Genomic DNA, 14,145 nt, shown 5'->3' on the forward strand with positions numbered 1-14,145 from the left:
GCGCGTCGGCGAGCCGGGGATGCCCGTCACATGTTCTTCGCGCCCGCCTTGATCGCTTCCCGGATCCGGGTGTACGTGCCGCAGCGGCAGATGTTGCGGATCTCGTCCAGATCGGCGTCGTCGATCTCCCGGCCGACGTCGGCGGCCTGACGGACCTTGGCGACGGCGGCCATGATCTGGCCTGGCTGGCAGTAGCCGCACTGGGCGACGTCGAGGTCGAGCCAGGCTTCCTGCATCGGATGCAGTTCCTTGCCGACCGTTCCCGGCAGGCCCTCGATGGTGGTGATCTCGTCGTCCTCAGAGATCTTGGAGACGGGGACCGAACACGGGTTGAAGGCTTTGCCGTTGATGTGCGACGTGCATGCCTGGCAGACACCGAGACCGCAGCCGTACTTGGGCCCTGTGACGCCGAGCAGGTCACGCAGCACCCACAGCAGTCGTACGTCGTCCTCGGCCTCGACGGTGATCTGCTCGCCGTTGAGTGTGAAGGTGTGGCTGGCCATGGAGGTGATCAGGGCTCCTAGTAGGCGCGGTCGAGACCGTCGGTGGGGGACTGGGGAGTGGACGGTTCGCGGGGGAGCGGTTCGAAGCCGAGCTTGCCGTGGTTGATGGGGAAGCTGGTCGGCATCGTTCCGGTGGCGCGCGCGTAGGCGCAGGCGATGGCGGCGAACGCGGGCGCGACACCCAGCTCGCCCGCCCCGGACGGCTTGTCGCCGGTGTTCGGCATGACGACGACCCGCAGTTCGGGCGGGGTATTCCACTGCCGTGTGTAGAAGTAGTCGTCCCAGCTCCCCTCCAGCGGGACGCCGCCCTTGATGTGCAGGCTGGAAGTGAGCGCCAGGGCGAGCGCGTCGTTCACGCAGCCCATCATCTGGGCTTCCAGGCCACGGGGGTTGATGGCGAAGCCCGCGTCCACGACCATCAGCGCCTTCGTGACGCGTGGCCCGGTCACCCCGTGCTCCACCTTCCGGTTGACGGTCTGCGGGCGGCAGTCGATCTCGACGAGCGTGGCGACGGCTCCCCGGTACTCCGCGTGCAGCGCGATGCCCTGCGCGACGCCTTCGGGCCGCGACGCGCCCCACTCACCCTCGTCGGCGGCCCTGTCCAGCACGGCGCGCAGCCGCTTGTCCCGGAGGAACTCGCGGCGGAACGCCACAGGGTCCTTGCCTGTCTGCGCGGCAAGCTGGTCCACGACCAGCTCCCGGGCGCAGGCCACGTTCGGCGAGTAGATGTTCCGCATGCTGCCTGTGTTGAACTTCAGCGGCACCTCGTTGAGGAGTTGGGTGGTGACGCCGAAGTGGTAGGGCGAGTACTGGCTCAGCTGGAAGATGGTCTCGGCGAACGTCAGATTGCCCGCCACGGGAAGCTTCGCGGCCGTCGACGTGATCATCTCGCCGAGTCCGTGGCCGAAGTCGGTCTGTGAACTGGTGTGCCGCTGCTCGTAGCTGAGGACGTTGCCCCGCGTGTACGTCGCGCGCACCCGCGAGACGGACATGGGATGGGTGCGGCCGTGCCGGAAGTTGTCCGTCCGGGACCACGACAGCTTCACCGGTTTTCCCATCTTCTGGGAGATCTCGGCGGCTTCGGCGGCCACGTCGTGGAAGAGATGCCGCCCGAACGAGCCGCCGCCCTCCACCACATGGACGGTCACGGCCTTCAGCGGCAGCCCGAGCCGGGCGGCGATCTCGCTCTGCGCGACGATCGGCACCTTCAGGCTCGCCCAGATCTCGGCACGGTCGGCGCGCACGTCCGCGATCGCGTTGTCCGGCTCCAGCGGGCTGTTGCTGGCGAACGCGAAGGTGAACTCGGCGTCGATCTTCTTGGTGAGCAGGGGCGGCACGACCATGGGCAAAGTGGCGGCCTTGAGCTTGCGCAGGACGGTGTCGTCCGACTCCCCGTCCACGGTGCCGGGGCCCCAGGTCACCTCCAGGGCCCGGAGCGCGTCGATGCACTGCCCGAACGTCGCACCCCGCACCGCCACACCGTGCTTGATCGTCGCGACGTCGGTGATGCCTGGCATCCGCCTGACCGCGTCGGCGTTGCGGACGGACTCGACCGTGCCGTTCACGGTCGGCGGCCGGCGCACCATCGTCGGCTTGGCGTCGGGGACATGGCGGTCCATGCCGAACTTCTTGCGGCCGGTGACGATCTCCAGCGCGTCGATACGGTTCCGGGGCGTGCCCAGGACCGTGAACGCGTCCCGTGACTTGAGCGGCGCGGTGGCCCTGACGGCCGTTGCGGCCACCGAGGCCGCGGCCTCGGTGAGCGAGCCGTACGTCGCGCGGTGCGTGGACCCGTGACGGATCACGCCTACCGCCGCGGTCAGCTCGGACGCCTCAACCCCCCACTGCGCGGCGGCGGTTGCGATCAGCCGCTGCCGGGCGACGGCCGCCGCGGTACGCACCGGCAGGTACATGCTGCGCATCGAGTTGGAGCCGCCGGTCATCTGGTTCATCAGCAACTCGGGGCGGGCGTCGGCGAGTTCGACGCGCACCTTGTCCAGCGGCAGGTCCAGCTCCTCGGCGATCATCATGGCGATCGCGGTGGTCATGCCCTGGCCGACCTCGGCCCTGGGGACCGCGAACGAGGCGGTGCCGTCCTTGTGCACCTGGACCGTGATCAGGCCCGACGTCGGCGCCGCCGCCAGGTTCTGCAGGTCGCCGAGGTCGAAGAGCTCCTCGGGCTGCGGAAGAGTCGGGACGGCTGCCGCCGCCTCCTGCCCGTCGAGCGCGTCGGTGCCTATGCGCACGCCGACGGCGAGGGTCGGGGCGGCGAGGAGATAGGCGAGCACTCGGCGACGGCCGGGGCCTTCGGGTGCGGTCTGTGAGTGCTGTGGCGAACGGCTCGGTTCAGCCATGTGCGGTCCTTCCGGGAGCCCGAACGGGATGACGAGTGACGCCCGTTCCGGGTCCGGGAGCCTGTCACGGGCCACAGAAGTGAGCCATGGTCATGGCGCCATCCGTCGAGCCGGCGCGGCTGTGAGTGTGGCACAACTGGATGGCGGGCAGCGCCGTTTCCGCTGATGAGGCCGGTTCCGCGGAGGGTCCATGCGCAGGGCGAGAGGAAGGATTCACGTGGCCTTCACGGCTGGTGACGCCGCGTCAGAGATGGTGTGGATCCTGCGAAGGCGCCCCGGCCGTGCGAAGCGTCCTCACCGTCCACCGCGTCACGTGGCCGTTTCGCCCGTGCGGACCGGCAGCCGGTCACGCCGGCGCTGGAGAGCGCGGAAATCCTTGAACCACGCCTGATTGCGGCCGGTGATTCCCCCGTGCTCCTGGACGGTCCGGTTCGCGTACAGGCTGTTCAGCAGCCACGGCTGTTTGCCGGGGCCGATGTTCCGCACCATGGCGTCGGCCTGCACCACGCCGTACGTGGCCACCGCGAGTTTCCCCGTGGCACGAAACCTCTGCACCTGATTCCTCAGGAAATGCTGATGGGCGTGGAACCACGGGCTCATGCCGAGAAAGGCATTCCACTTCTCCTGGGGGAAGGGATGCCGGACGGCCTCTTCGAGCAGTTCCCACACCCGCGTGCCCGGGTCCGTGCCATAACGTTCGGCGAACGGGGCCGGGATGGTGTCCCGCAGGTGCTCACGCCAGTTGAGCACGAGGGAAAATTCGGTCGCCAGGAATTTCTGGTCATCGCGGAGGCGGGGGAGCACGTAGTCCAGATACTGCTGAGCGGCATCGATGGAGACCACATGAGGATGAATGTCGACGCCTTCGATCTCCTTCGTGTCATGGACGAACTCCATCCAGCGCCGGGTGGCTTCGGTCCGCCGACCCGGATCGTCCAGCCGGTTGAGCGCGCCCATGTACAGACGGGTCTTGCAGCGCGCACCGAAATGCTGTTTCCGGTACGCGATGACATGCCGGGCCACGTGCTCGTAGAAGGCGTTGACGGCGGGACCATCGCGATCCACGGGACGGCTTTCGAGGAAGGGCTCGTTGCCGATCACCAGGATGTCCACCGTGCCCATCACCGCACGCGCCACCGCATCCACGCGCTGGAGTTCGGCATCCATGAGAGCGCTGCCCACCGCGGGGAGCGCCCGGTCGGGGTAAGGGAATTTCAGCGACAGAACCGTGCCGTACCCCTGCTTGCTCGCACTGAGCAGAGTGGCTACGGCCCGCTGGCGCGCGGGCGGACCCTTGTCGGTCTCCGGCATCGGAAGGAAGCCGCGCAGCCAGCTCGCGGAGAGCCCGCGCAACTGGGAGAAGCGCATATCGCTGGGATCCTCGTTGAAATTGGCGCCCAGCACACCACTCGGGGCCGCGGATGCGCCCGTCGGGACACCGCTGCCGGAATCCGAAGGACGGCCGCTCCCCGCGGCCTTTCCCTTCTCGCCGCACCCCGCAGTGAGAAGGGCGGCGCCCGACACTCCGAGCAGCAGCCGCCGCGAAATTCCCGGCCGCTCGCCGGAATCGCCGGACAGTGACCCGCGCATGCGCTGCATTGCTTCCTCTTCCTCGGTCCACGGCCGGTGATCCGTCGCGTCCGCGGAAATTCATCCCCGCCTTACGACGCCGTCGCCGCTTTCGGGGAATACCGGAAAGGGCCGCCGGATTCACCGCTCAGGAACGGTCTTTCACGTGCATCATCCTCGAACGCCATGCAGTCGAACACGGAAGGACCCGCCCGCTCAACGGTTCCGTCCCCTTGTTACGCAGCGGTGACAGGCCCGGTCACCGCACGCCCCGGCGCGGCCCCTACAGTGCGCATGTGCCGACCTACAGCATCGGCCGGGCAGCCGCGCTGCTCGGCGTGAGTCCGGAGACCGTACGCCGCTGGGCCGACCGCGGGCAGTTGCGGATGGAGCGGGACGGCACGGGCAACCGGGCCATCGACGGCGTGAGCCTGGCAGCGTTCGCCAAGGGCCGGGCGGCCGGGCCGCATGCGGAGCAGGGCGAGGTGCGCACCTCGGTACGGAACGCGTTCGCCGGCATCGTTACAGCCGTCACCCTCGACGACGTGCTCGCGCAGATCGAGGTCCAGTCGGGACCGCACCGGCTGGTCTCGCTGGTCAGCAGGGAAGCGGCCGAGGAACTGGGCATCGAGGTCGGTGTGCGGGTCACCGCCCGGGTGAAGGCGACACAGGTGCACGTGGATCTGCCGGGCGGCCGGGGCTGAGACGGCGGGCCGATGACGGGCCGCTCGCCTCCGCCCTCACCGGCACAGCAGCGCCGCCCGCAGGTCCAGTTTGTGGTCGAGGCGCGACAGATCGCGCCCGGTGAGCAGTTCGATGCGCTGGATGCGGTAGCGCACCGTGTTCACGTGCAGGTGCAGTGCCTCGGCGGTGCGGGCCCAGGAGCCGTGCCGGGCGAGGAAGACCTCCAGGGTCTCCAGCAGCATGCGGTGCGAGGCGCCCGCCAGCGGGCCAAGCACCGTACGGCTGAAGGCGGTGCGCACCGGACGCGGCACGCCTGCCAGCAGCGACGCCAGACTCGTCAGATCCTCGACGGCGGTCACCCGGGAGCGCCCGGGTGCGTCCTGGCGGGCCGCGGCGAGGGCGTAGCGGGCCTGTTCCAGGGCGACGCCGGTCAGTTCGGCGGTGCGGGCGGGGCCGCTGATCCCCGCCCGCAGTATGCGGTCCGGGGCGCAGGCGCGCAGCGCCGGCCACAGGTCCCCGAGCGTGGCCCGTACCGTGTCACCCGCGCCGGTCGCGACCAGGGCGACGGCCTCGCCCCCTGGCAGCCGGCCGACCGCGAACGGCGTGCCGGGGGCGTGCGCCAGCGCCTCGGCCAGCGCGCCCGCCGCCGGTCCGCCGCCATCGCCCGGCGTCGCATCCTTGGTGGCGCAAGCCGCCACCACCACCCGGTACGGGCCGTCCGACGGCAGCCCGCAGGCGCCCACCGTGGCCGTCAGCGCCGCACCGTCGGCCGGTGGCGCGGCGGCCAGCGCGGCCCACTCGTCCGCGGCCCGTCGGCCGTCCCCGGCCCGGCGGTCGACGGCCTGCCGGTGGCGCAGGTGCACCGCTTCCGTGACCGCTTCTGTGACGGCACGGAACGCGGCCTGTGCGGGCACCGAGAGCAGCGGGACACGGTGTGTGCGGCAGGCCGCGACGAGGTCCTGCGGCACCGTGCCGTGCGTCCCCTCGTCCGCCACCAGCGCGGCGGCGCCCGCGGAGCGCAGCGCCGCCACGAAGCGGTCCGCCTGCGCCCCGCCGTCGCCGGGTGTCCACCACTCAAGACCGCTGAGCACCAGCTCGCCCCCGCCGTGCGGGTACGTCTCCGGGGCCTCCGGGGCGGCGGCGGTCACCCCGCGCACCTCCTGGGCGAGCAGCGGTCCTTCGCTCCACAGCAGGGTCAGGTCGAGGTCGTCGAGCTGGAGGAGGTCGTCGACGTGCATGGAGCGGCTCCTTGGGCGGCTGCCGGAGGGGAATCCGGCATCTCACATTCACGAGGCAAATGCGCGTCCAGACATCGTAAATGCAAGCTGATCACGGTGAAAACCTCTTGGATGTTCCTCCACGGACCGGGTCCGGTAATGGTGTTTCCCGCACGGTGCACCGGACGGAGCCGCTGTTCGCGCCGTCAGGTAGCCGGGGCGGGCGGAGCAGGCGGACGCGGTGCGAGCGCGGCGGTGCCCCGTCCGTGAGCGGGCCGCCGGCGGCTGTGATGCGTTCCTCCAAGCAGGCTGGCGGCTGCTATGGATCTTCACCTGAAGGGATTGCACATGCCAGCCTGACCTGCATATCTTGGCGCACATGCAGTCCTACACGATTGGCCAGGCGGCGCGGCTGCTGGGCGTCAGCCCGGATACGGCCCGCCGCTGGGCGGACGCCGGCCGGGTCGCCACGCACCGCGACGACAGTGGCCGCCGGCTGATCGACGGCCGGGATCTGGCCGCCTTCTCCATCGAGGTCGGGCAGTCCGGCACAGGCGAGGACGACGCCCCGTACACCTCGGTGCGCAACGCCTTCCCCGGCATCGTCACCGCCGTCACACTCGGCGACGTCGCGGCCCAGGTGGAGATCCAGGCGGGACCGCACCGCCTGGTCTCCCTGCTGACCAGGGAAGCGGTCGAGGAACTCGGCCTGGAGGTCGGCATGCAGGCCACCGCCCGCGTCAAGTCCACCAACGTGCACATCGACCGCACCTGAGCGCCCGGCCGCCCGACGCGAGCCGCCGCCGCACCCCGGCCCGGCTCCCCGGCCGGCCTCCGGCGGCGCCCGGCACTCCGGACGTCCCTTCAGCGGCGTCGGCGCCCACGGCGCGGCTTGTCCCCATCCGCTCGGGCGACCCGGATCGCCCCGCGTCCCAAGGAGTCCCGCACATGCCTCACGTCGTCACCGGCCGCCGCGCCGCTGCCGCAGTCGTCACCGCCGCCCTCCTCGTTCCGCTCGCCGCCTGCGGCAGCGGCGACAAGGACGGCGACAAGAAGGCCAAGGGCGGCGCGGCCACCGACCTCACCGTGCTCGCCGCGGCCTCGCTGACCGACGTCTTCAAGACCGCGGGCGCCGCCTACGAGAAGGAACACCCCGGTACGAAGGTGCACTTCTCCTTCGCCGGCTCGCAGGACCTGGCCGCCCAGGTCAACCAGGGCGCCCCCGCCGACGCCCTGGTCACCGCCGACACCAAGACCATGGACCAGCTGCGCTCCGACACCGGCAAGCCGTCCGTCATCGCCAAGAACCGCCTGGTCATCGCCACCGGCGAGGGCAACCCCAAGAAGATCGGCAGCCTCAAGGACCTCACGGGCGACAAGCTGAAGGTCGTCCTGGCCGCCCCCGCGGTGCCGGTCGGCCGCTACAGCAAGCAGGTCCTGGACAAGCAGCACCTGGCGGTGAAGCCGGTCTCCGAGGAGCCCAGCGTCCGTGCCGTGCTCAGCAAGGTCGAACTCGGCGAGGCGGACGCCGGCATCGTCTACAAGACCGACGCCGCCACGGCCCCGGGCAAGGTCGACGCGATCGACATCCCCGACGCGCAGAACGCCGTCGCCGACTACCCGGCGGCGACCCTCAAGACCTCGAAGCACACCAAGGAAGCCGCCGCGTTCGTGGCGTGGCTGGGCACGCCCGAGGCGCAGAAGATCCTCCGGAAGGCCGGGTTCCAGCAGCCGTAGCGGGCCGCGGAACGCCGTGGGGCACGGCCCGGGACACCCGCCGGGCCGTGCCCCACGCCCCGCCCCGCCACCGGCTGCCCCCGGAATCTCAGGACCGACCCCAGGAACCCCGATGAGACGCTTCCGCATCCGCCGCCCCTCGGACGCCCGCACCGGCCGGATCGCCGCACCCGGCGCCCGTACGCCCATCGCCCTGGCGGTACCCGCCCTCCTCGCGGTGGCGTTCTTGCTGATGCCGCTCGTCGGCATCCTCGCCCGCACCACGTGGAGCGAGCTCGGCACCCACCTCACCAGCCCAGGCGTCACCGAAGCACTCCGGCTCTCGCTGCTGGTCTCCTTCTGGGCACTTGGCCTGTCCCTGCTGCTCGGGGTGCCGCTCGCCTGGCTGCTGGCCCGGGTGTCGTTCCCCGGCAAGGCCCTGGTCCGCTCGCTGGTGCTGCTGCCGATGGTGCTGCCGCCGACCGTCGGCGGCGTCGCCCTGCTCCTCGGCTTCGGCCGCCGCGGCGTGCTCGGCCCCTGGCTGGAGAACACGTTCGGCATCGTCCTGCCCTTCCACACCTCGGGCGCCGTGGTCGCCGCCACCTTCGTCGCGATGCCGTTCCTCGTCATCAGCCTCGAAGGCACCCTGGCCGGGCTCCGCCCCTCCTACGAGGAGACCGCGGGCTCACTCGGTGCCTCGCCCTTCCGCGTCTTCTGCACCGTCACCCTGCCGATGGCCGCCCCCGGCCTGGCCGCGGGAGCCGCCCTGACCTGGGCGCGGGCGCTCGGCGAATTCGGCGCCACGATCACCTTCGCCGGAAATCTGCCGGGCACCACCCAGACCCTGCCGCTCCAGGTCTATCTGCTGCTCCAGGACTCCCCGGAGGCGGCGACCTCGGTCTCCCTGCTGCTGCTCGCCATCGCCATGGCGGTCCTGGTGGCGCTGCGCGGACGCTGGACCGGCGGTACGCCGCCCCGCACCGCCCGCCGCTCCCCGGCAACATCCGACGACACCGCCCGCACCCCGGCCGACGACGCACCGGACGCCGACGAGCCCGCGCGGCCCCCCGAACCCCAGGACCGCTGGCCGCTGCACGCCGACGTCACCGGCTTCAACGAACTGACCCTGGACGCCGAGCCGGGCACCACCATCGCCGTCGTCGGCCCCAACGGCGCGGGAAAGACCACCCTGTTGCGCGCCCTCCTCGGCCTCACCCCGCGCGCCCGCGCCGCACTCCGCCTCGGTGACACCGACGTCACCGCCCTGCCGCCGCACCGCCGCGGCGTCGCCTGGGTACCCCAGGACGGCGCGCTCTTCCCGCACCTGAGCGCCCTGAGCAACACCGCGTACGGGCTGCGCGCGCACGGAGTGCCGCGCGCGCAGGCACGGCGCGAGGCACAGCAGTGGCTCGACCGCCTCGGTGTCGGCGCCCTCGCGCACCGCAAGCCCGCGCAGCTCTCCGGAGGTCAGGCCCAACGCGTCGCCCTCGCCAGGGCGTTGGCCGCCCGCCCCCGGCTGCTGCTCCTCGACGAACCGCTCGCCGCGCTCGACCAGACCACCCGCGCCCACGTCCGGCACACCCTGCGCGGCCATCTCGCCGGGTTCGGCGGCGTCTGCCTGATCGTCACCCACGACCCGGTCGAGGCGGTCTCGCTGGCCGACCGGGTGCTGGTACTCGACGGCGGACGCACCCTCCAGGACGCGCCGCCCGCCGACGTCGCCCGCCGCCCGCGCTCGCCCTGGGTCGCCCGGATGCTGGGCCGCAACGCCTGGCCCGGCACCGGGACCGGCGAAGGGCTCGCGCTGGAAGGCGGCGGCCGGCTGATCGCCGCCGACCGGATCGCCGAGGGCGCGCCCGCGCTCGCGATCCTCGCGCCCGAGTCGGTGTCCGTGCACCGCGAACGCCCCGAGGGCAGCCCGCGCAACGTCTGGCCCGGCACGGTACGGGAGGTCACCGCGGCGGGCAGCAGGCTGCGGATCCTGGTCACCTCGCCCGACGCGCCCGATCTGGTCGCCGAGGTCACCCCGCAGGCCGCCCTGGAACTCGGCCTGGCCGAGGGCGTCCCGGTCTGGACGAGCGTCAAGGCGACGGAGGTCTCGCTGGTCACCCTCTGACCGGCGGCGGGACGGTACCGGTGGCCGTGCGGGGCCCGCCGGTACCGTCCGCCCCGGGTCAGTGCGGGCGGTCCGCCGTCTCCAGAACGAAGACCGGGATCTCACGGTCCGTCTTGCGCTGGTAGTCGGCGTAGTCGGGGAACGCATCGACGGCGCGCGCCCACCACGTCGCCTTCTCCTCGCCGGTCACCTCACGCGCCGTCATGTCCTGGCGCACCGGCCCGTCCTGGAGCTCCACACGGGGGTCGGCGACGAGGTTGTGGTACCAGGCCGGATGCTTGGGCGCGCCGCCCAGCGAGGCCACCGCGGCGTACCGGCCCTCGTGCTCCACCCGCATCAGCGGGTTCTTACGGAGCTTGCCGCTCTTCGCGCCCCGTGTGGTCAGGACGATGACCGGCATTCCGCGCAGCGTCGTGCCCTGCTGTCCTCCGGAACTCTCGATCAACTCGACCTGTTCGCGCACCCATTGCTCGGTGTTCGGCTCGTACTCACCCTCAAGAGGCATCTGCCCGTCCCATCGTCACGTTTCGCTCGGCAACCGGTTCCGGCGTGATCGTCGGCCCGGCCGCCATGACCTTCGCTCAACAAGCGGAATCCGCGCAATCATCCCCGTGCCGCCGCCGTGTCGTGGTCTTCCCCCGCAGGCCGCACCGCGCGTACGGTCTGCCGAAGCCCACGCCAGGAATCATGAGGACCGCGCATGGTCACCCAGTCGTCCACGCCTTCCCCTGCGGCCACCGGCGCCCGCGGGCCCGGCGCCGCCCCCGCCCTCGAACACGGCGCCATCGGCACCGGCGACCTGGTCTTCTTCGTCGTCGCCGCGGCAGCCCCGCTCACCGTCATGGCGGGCGCCGCACCGGTCGCCATCGGCATGGCGGGCCAGGCGGCCCCGCTCGGCTACCTCATCTCCGGCCTGCTGCTCATCATCTTCGCGGCCGGATTCACCGCGATGAGCCGCTACGTCCGCAACGCCGGCGCGTTCTACGCCTACATCGGACGCGGGCTCGGCCGCCCGGCAGGCACGGGCTCGGCCTACGTCGCGCTGCTCGCCTACAACGCCATCGAGGTCGGACTGCTCACCGCCTTCGGCTACTTCACCGCGTCCGGCTTCCAGGACCTGACCGGGGCCCGCGTCCCCTGGTGGGTGTGGTCGCTCGCCGGCCTGGTGGCGATCGGCGTACTCGGGTACCTCAAGGTCACGCTGAGCGCCAAGGTGCTCGGCGTCGCGCTCGTCCTCGAAGTGCTGGTGCTGGTGGTGTTCGAGGCCGGCGTGTTCGCCCACGGCGGCGGGCCCGCAGGACCCGACCTCACCGTGCTCTCCCCGGCGCACCTCCAGAACGCCGGGGTGGGCGGCATGTTCGTCCTCGCCGTCGGCGCGTTCATCGGCTTCGAGGCGACCGCGATCTACGCCGAGGAGGTCCGCGACCCGGCGCGCTCGGTACCCCGCGCCACCTACGCCGCCGTCGCCTTCCTCGCCCTCTTCTACACCTTCACCGTCTGGGTGATCATCAACGCCTACGGTGCGGACCGTGCCCAGGACGTCGCGAACGGCCCCGGCGGCACCGACATGTTCTTCACCGCCACCGCACGCTTCGTCGGCCCCTGGGCGTCCGACGTCATGCACATCCTCCTCATCACCAGCGCCTTCGCCGCCACCCTCGCTTTCCACAACGGCGCCACCCGCTACTTCTACGCGCTGGGCCGCGCCCGCCTGCTGCCCCGCCGCCTGGCCGCCGTCACCACCCGCACCAGGTCGCCCGCCGCCGCCGTGGTCCTCCAGTCGGCACTCGCACTCCTCGTCGTCCTCGTCACCGCCGCCACCGGCCAGGACCCGTACGCCGTCACGTTCCTGTGGACCAACGGCACCGGCATCGTCGGCATCATGCTGATGCAGGCGCTCGCCGCCCTCGCCGTGTACGGCTTCTTCCGCCGGGACCGGCGCGGGATGCCCGCCTGGCGGGTCGTGGCGGCACCGCTGCTGGCCTGCGCCGGACTCCTCGTGCTGATCGTGCTGGTCTGCCGCAACTTCGCACTGCTCACCGGCGCCTCCACGGGAATCAACATCGCCCTGCTGGCCCCGCTGCCCCTCGCCTTCACCGCAGGACTGGCCCGCGCACGGCGCATCGGGCGCCATCTGTGAGAGGCCGCGTCAGGCGTCGGTCCCCAGCAGGTACTTCTGCGTCCATTCCTCGAAGGTGGTGAGCGGGATGCCGAGGTCCCTGGCGTGCTGCGGGCGGGCCGGCTGGCCGGCCGCATTCAGCCACAGGTGCGAGCGGCCCATCGCCGGCATCCCGGCAGCGACGGCCTCCTCCTCGGTCATGTCAGGGACGGGCAGATCCCGCCCCAAGGTGCGGGAGAGGACGTCGGCGACCTCGGTCATCGAGAGACGGTCGCTCGCCAGCTCCAGCTCGACGCCGTCGAACCGTTCAGGTGCGGCGAAGGCCGCGGCGGCGGCTGCGCCGATGTCGTCCACCGCGACCAGGGACAGCCGGGTCTCGGGCCTCAGGAGGGTCACCAGGCCGCCCTCGATACCGCGCGGGAACATGTACGCCAGGGACGGCAGGAAGTTCTCCATGAAGAAGCCCGGCTTGAGAAGCGTCCAGTGGGGGAATCCGGCCTCGCGGACCCGGTCCTGGAGCGCGGCTTTGGCGCCCATGGTGGGCTTCATGAAGTCCCAGCGGCCCTCGGCCCAGCCCGGGGTTTCGGTGTGCCGACCCGCACCGGAGACGGAGGTGTGCACGAACTGCCGCACCCCGGCGGCCTTCGCGCCCTCGATGAGGTGGGTGCCCTGGGCCGTCTCCCCGTCGAAGTCGGGGCCCTCCGCTGTAAAGGCGGGCATCTGCACCGAGAAGACGGCTCGGACGCCTTCGGCGGCCCGGGTCACGGACGCACGGTCGTGCAGGTCGCCGGTGACCAGTTCGGCGCCGAGCGCCGCAACGGCCCTGGCCCGGTCGGTGGCCGCGTCGCGCACCAGGGCGCGGACGGGGGTGCCCGCCGCGAGCAGCGCGCGGGCGGTTGCCCCGCCCTGCCGGCCGGTGGCGCCGGTGACCAGAACGGGTGCGGGATCTGTGGACATGGTGCTCCTCGGGTGCTCTCGCAGTAAGTGGCGGGCCACGCCGTTTCTGTTCGGTACGATATGACGGACCCCGCCACTTAACAACCACGGGAGGCGACGCAGTGCCCGAGACCCGTCGTGCGGACGCCAGGCGCAACTACGCGCGCATCCTCACCGTTGCCGAGCGGGAAGTCGCCGCCCATGGCGCCGACGCCTCCCTGGAACAGATCGCCCGCACGGCGCAGGTCGGCTCGGCGACCGTACGCAGGCACTTCCCCACCCGCCGCGCACTGCTGGAGGCGGTCGCCCGGACGCGGATCGAGGCGCTGTGCGCCCGCGCCCACGACCTGACGGGTAAGGCCGACAGCCGAGCCGCGCTCCTGGAATGGCTGAGTGACGTCGTCGCCTACTGCGTCACCGCCCGAGGGCTGGCGGCTGCGCTGACCTACGACGGCACCGGAGCCGACCCGGTGCACCAGAACTCCTGCTCGGCAGCGCTGGAAGAGGCCGCCGGCCCACTGCTGCGCCGCGCCGCGCAGGACGGCGCAGTGGCCGCGGAGTTCACCGTCGCGGACCTGATCGCGCTGGCTGTCGGCCTGGCCCTGGCCACGGAGCACCACTCCGATCCCGCCGCCGCGGCGAACCGCCTGTTCCGGCTCACCGTGGCGGGGCTGAGCCCGCGGAGTTGAACGGGTGACGGTGCCGGGCCTTGTCCGCCGCCTTCCGCAGCCGGTCCTGCCCACCTCATACCTGTCGAGCCGGGCCGTCGGAGGCGGCTGGAGCAAGTGCTGAGAGGCCCGACAGGAGATCAGCACTTCGGTCTGCTGTCCAACACCCCTAGATGAATGAGTCCGATGTTCTCAGTGGTCGTAGGCGGTCAGGGATCGTTTGGCTGGGGCTCCGGTGGTCCAGTTGTGCCAGATGGCGGTTG

Annotated in this window: 12 protein-coding genes; 6 read left to right on the top strand and 6 right to left on the bottom strand. The window is 71.7% G+C overall.

What is annotated here, in order from left to right; genetic code table 11:
• Window positions 1-26 precede the first annotated feature (26 nt).
• From ACGFNI_RS26885 to ACGFNI_RS26895, 3 genes are all read right to left on the bottom strand, one after another.
• A complete protein-coding gene (locus ACGFNI_RS26885; protein ID WP_393687226.1) occupies window positions 27-503 on the bottom strand; it encodes a (2Fe-2S)-binding protein in 477 nt (158 codons plus the stop codon).
• A 17-nt stretch (window positions 504-520) separates the two neighbouring features.
• Window positions 521-2,857: a molybdopterin cofactor-binding domain-containing protein gene (locus ACGFNI_RS26890; protein WP_393687227.1), complete on the bottom strand. Its 2,337-nt coding sequence runs from the start codon at window positions 2,855-2,857 to the stop codon at window positions 521-523.
• Between the two features lie 309 nt (window positions 2,858-3,166).
• Complete coding sequence (locus tag ACGFNI_RS26895; RefSeq protein WP_393687228.1) at window positions 3,167-4,456, bottom strand: hypothetical protein; 1,290 nt, start codon at window positions 4,454-4,456, stop codon at window positions 3,167-3,169.
• A 266-nt stretch (window positions 4,457-4,722) separates the two neighbouring features.
• Between ACGFNI_RS26895 and ACGFNI_RS26900 the strand changes: the two genes are divergently transcribed.
• Complete coding sequence (locus ACGFNI_RS26900; protein ID WP_393687229.1) at window positions 4,723-5,130, top strand: molybdopterin-binding protein; 408 nt, start codon at window positions 4,723-4,725, stop codon at window positions 5,128-5,130.
• 36 nt (window positions 5,131-5,166) lie between these two features.
• Here ACGFNI_RS26900 and ACGFNI_RS26905 read toward each other — a convergent pair whose 3' ends face one another.
• Entirely contained in the window at window positions 5,167-6,348 is a 1,182-nt protein-coding gene (locus ACGFNI_RS26905) for a helix-turn-helix domain-containing protein (protein WP_393687230.1), read from the bottom strand.
• A 358-nt stretch (window positions 6,349-6,706) separates the two neighbouring features.
• On the opposite strand from ACGFNI_RS26905, the gene ACGFNI_RS26910 reads away from it, so the two are divergent.
• From ACGFNI_RS26910 to ACGFNI_RS26920, 3 genes are all read left to right on the top strand, one after another.
• On the top strand, window positions 6,707-7,102 hold the full coding sequence (locus ACGFNI_RS26910) for a molybdopterin-binding protein (RefSeq protein ID WP_393687231.1): 396 nt from the start codon (window positions 6,707-6,709) through the stop codon (window positions 7,100-7,102).
• 173 nt (window positions 7,103-7,275) lie between these two features.
• Window positions 7,276-8,064, top strand: coding sequence for a molybdate ABC transporter substrate-binding protein (gene modA / locus ACGFNI_RS26915; RefSeq protein WP_393687232.1), 789 nt, complete (start codon window positions 7,276-7,278; stop codon window positions 8,062-8,064).
• A gap of 112 nt (window positions 8,065-8,176) precedes the next feature.
• Window positions 8,177-10,159, top strand: coding sequence for an ABC transporter permease (locus ACGFNI_RS26920; RefSeq protein WP_393687233.1), 1,983 nt, complete (start codon window positions 8,177-8,179; stop codon window positions 10,157-10,159).
• A gap of 58 nt (window positions 10,160-10,217) precedes the next feature.
• On the opposite strand, the gene ACGFNI_RS26925 is transcribed toward ACGFNI_RS26920, so the two are convergent.
• On the bottom strand, window positions 10,218-10,664 hold the full coding sequence (locus ACGFNI_RS26925; protein ID WP_393687234.1) for a nitroreductase family deazaflavin-dependent oxidoreductase: 447 nt from the start codon (window positions 10,662-10,664) through the stop codon (window positions 10,218-10,220).
• 195 nt (window positions 10,665-10,859) lie between these two features.
• On the opposite strand from ACGFNI_RS26925, the gene ACGFNI_RS26930 reads away from it, so the two are divergent.
• Window positions 10,860-12,299: an APC family permease gene (locus ACGFNI_RS26930; RefSeq protein WP_393687235.1), complete on the top strand. Its 1,440-nt coding sequence runs from the start codon at window positions 10,860-10,862 to the stop codon at window positions 12,297-12,299.
• Window positions 12,300-12,308: 9 nt separating this feature from the next.
• Here ACGFNI_RS26930 and ACGFNI_RS26935 read toward each other — a convergent pair whose 3' ends face one another.
• On the bottom strand, window positions 12,309-13,235 hold the full coding sequence (locus ACGFNI_RS26935) for an NmrA family NAD(P)-binding protein (protein ID WP_393687236.1): 927 nt from the start codon (window positions 13,233-13,235) through the stop codon (window positions 12,309-12,311).
• A gap of 101 nt (window positions 13,236-13,336) precedes the next feature.
• Between ACGFNI_RS26935 and ACGFNI_RS26940 the strand changes: the two genes are divergently transcribed.
• Window positions 13,337-13,903: a TetR/AcrR family transcriptional regulator gene (locus tag ACGFNI_RS26940; RefSeq protein WP_393687237.1), complete on the top strand. Its 567-nt coding sequence runs from the start codon at window positions 13,337-13,339 to the stop codon at window positions 13,901-13,903.
• Window positions 13,904-14,145 lie beyond the last annotated feature (242 nt).

It is taken from the genome of Streptomyces sp. NPDC048644 (assembly GCF_043199105.1).
Lineage (GTDB): Bacteria > Actinomycetota > Actinomycetes > Streptomycetales > Streptomycetaceae > Streptomyces.

What these genes read in the sequence shown, in the direction of transcription:
- ACGFNI_RS26885 (WP_393687226.1), bottom strand. Translation starts at nt 503, where the DNA reads ATGGCCAGCCACACCTTCACACTCAACGGCGAGCAGATCACCGTCGAG.
- ACGFNI_RS26890 (WP_393687227.1), bottom strand. Translation starts at nt 2,857, where the DNA reads ATGGCTGAACCGAGCCGTTCGCCACAGCACTCACAGACCGCACCCGAA.
- ACGFNI_RS26895 (WP_393687228.1), bottom strand. Translation starts at nt 4,456, where the DNA reads ATGCAGCGCATGCGCGGGTCACTGTCCGGCGATTCCGGCGAGCGGCCG.
- ACGFNI_RS26905 (WP_393687230.1), bottom strand. Translation starts at nt 6,348, where the DNA reads ATGCACGTCGACGACCTCCTCCAGCTCGACGACCTCGACCTGACCCTG.
- ACGFNI_RS26910 (WP_393687231.1), top strand. Translation starts at nt 6,707, where the DNA reads ATGCAGTCCTACACGATTGGCCAGGCGGCGCGGCTGCTGGGCGTCAGC.
- modA (WP_393687232.1), top strand. Translation starts at nt 7,276, where the DNA reads ATGCCTCACGTCGTCACCGGCCGCCGCGCCGCTGCCGCAGTCGTCACC.
- ACGFNI_RS26920 (WP_393687233.1), top strand. Translation starts at nt 8,177, where the DNA reads ATGAGACGCTTCCGCATCCGCCGCCCCTCGGACGCCCGCACCGGCCGG.
- ACGFNI_RS26925 (WP_393687234.1), bottom strand. Translation starts at nt 10,664, where the DNA reads ATGCCTCTTGAGGGTGAGTACGAGCCGAACACCGAGCAATGGGTGCGC.
- ACGFNI_RS26930 (WP_393687235.1), top strand. Translation starts at nt 10,860, where the DNA reads ATGGTCACCCAGTCGTCCACGCCTTCCCCTGCGGCCACCGGCGCCCGC.
- ACGFNI_RS26935 (WP_393687236.1), bottom strand. Translation starts at nt 13,235, where the DNA reads ATGTCCACAGATCCCGCACCCGTTCTGGTCACCGGCGCCACCGGCCGG.